This window comes from Caballeronia udeis, assembly GCF_001544555.2.
Classification (GTDB): domain Bacteria; phylum Pseudomonadota; class Gammaproteobacteria; order Burkholderiales; family Burkholderiaceae; genus Caballeronia; species Caballeronia udeis.
This window is the reverse complement of sequence record NZ_FCOK02000208.1, coordinates 1-1,156: the sequence shown is the minus strand read 5'-3', so window position 1 is coordinate 1,156 and position 1,156 is coordinate 1. Positions and strand designations below refer to the sequence as shown.

The following is a 1,156-nucleotide window of genomic DNA, read 5'->3' as shown; positions in this document are numbered from 1 at the left end:
GCATATGCTCCGACAACTGGTTCAAGTGCGCCGTTCCGTGCGCGATTGCGCATGACGACTTCAGAAACAACTTGCGTAATCATGGTTGCTCTCCTCTGAATTGGCGGCGAAGCCATCTGAGCAGAGCACGGTCTGTTATGTGAAGTCTATAGTCGTTGAAGCGCACCCGGAGTCCAGCAAAATTGGGCGATCGCACCTCGGAATGACCGACAAACCTTGCATAATCCCGAGGCGCCCATAATAAGTTGATTCCACCACGACCCCTTGCAGGTCCTCGTGGAATGGCGCGAGGACCGCGATGATTGATGACAGGTCATTGGCCAGTCGCTTGCAGTAAAGCACCCGGTCCTGATCGTCGATCACGGCGATCATGGCGTTATTCGAGTGCAAATCGATGCCGCTATACTTCATTTCAGCCTCCTGAACGGGTCGGTTGAGCTTGGCATCTCAACTGTAGACCCTGGCCGCCCCTTCTCTGGGCGGCCAGGAGGCCTTTCACATGATTATCAACTGCTGCAAGTGGCGACGGTATCAACCGACGTCCAATGCGCGATGCTGCCGGCTACTAGCCACCGCGATCCACACTGGAAAACAGCCAGAAGCGCCGTGGATACAGCGGAATCACCCTCGCCGGCGATCCATGTAGCGACGCGTAAACGCCTTGCAGTGTCCCTGGCTTCATCGGCCGCGCTCGGGAAGGCGTCCAGTAGACATTCGGGTGTCATGTACGTCGCGCAACCATTCATACTCGTTGTCGTCATATCGTTGAGCCTCATCGCAAAACAATGGAACCACCCCACTACCCGCCCTGGCGGCTGCCTCCCGAATTCTCAACGCCAGCCGCATCCGCTTGGAGGTGTTGGAACCCGCGTTAGGATCGGGGTCTCCAACTGCCTCCAGCAGGTTTGCGAAAAACGGCCCTTCCGCATGTCGAGGCTTGTGCTCGCACTGCGCGTGGTAGCTCGTCATCCTAGTACAACATCCCTTAAATAAGTTGAATATTTAATGGTCCGTTTTTATCATGGCGGGATGAGCCGAGGCCGTCATGCAACGCCAGTGAAGCTGGCGAAGAAAGAAAAACAGGAACTGCTATCACTGATCGGGCGCAAGACGGCCGCACAGCGAGATGTGATGCGGGCGCGCATCGCGTTACTGG

General features: G+C 56.3%; 2 pseudogenes. Both read right to left on the bottom strand.

Going from position 1 to position 1,156, the window contains the following annotated elements:
• Positions 1–240: 240 nt before the first annotated feature.
• Positions 241–411, bottom strand: a pseudogene (locus AWB69_RS51160) (IS110 family transposase); the annotation flags it as partial.
• A gap of 309 nt (positions 412–720) precedes the next feature.
• Positions 721–972, bottom strand: a pseudogene (locus AWB69_RS50230) (ATP-binding protein); the annotation flags it as partial.
• Positions 973–1,156: the final 184 nt, after the last annotated feature.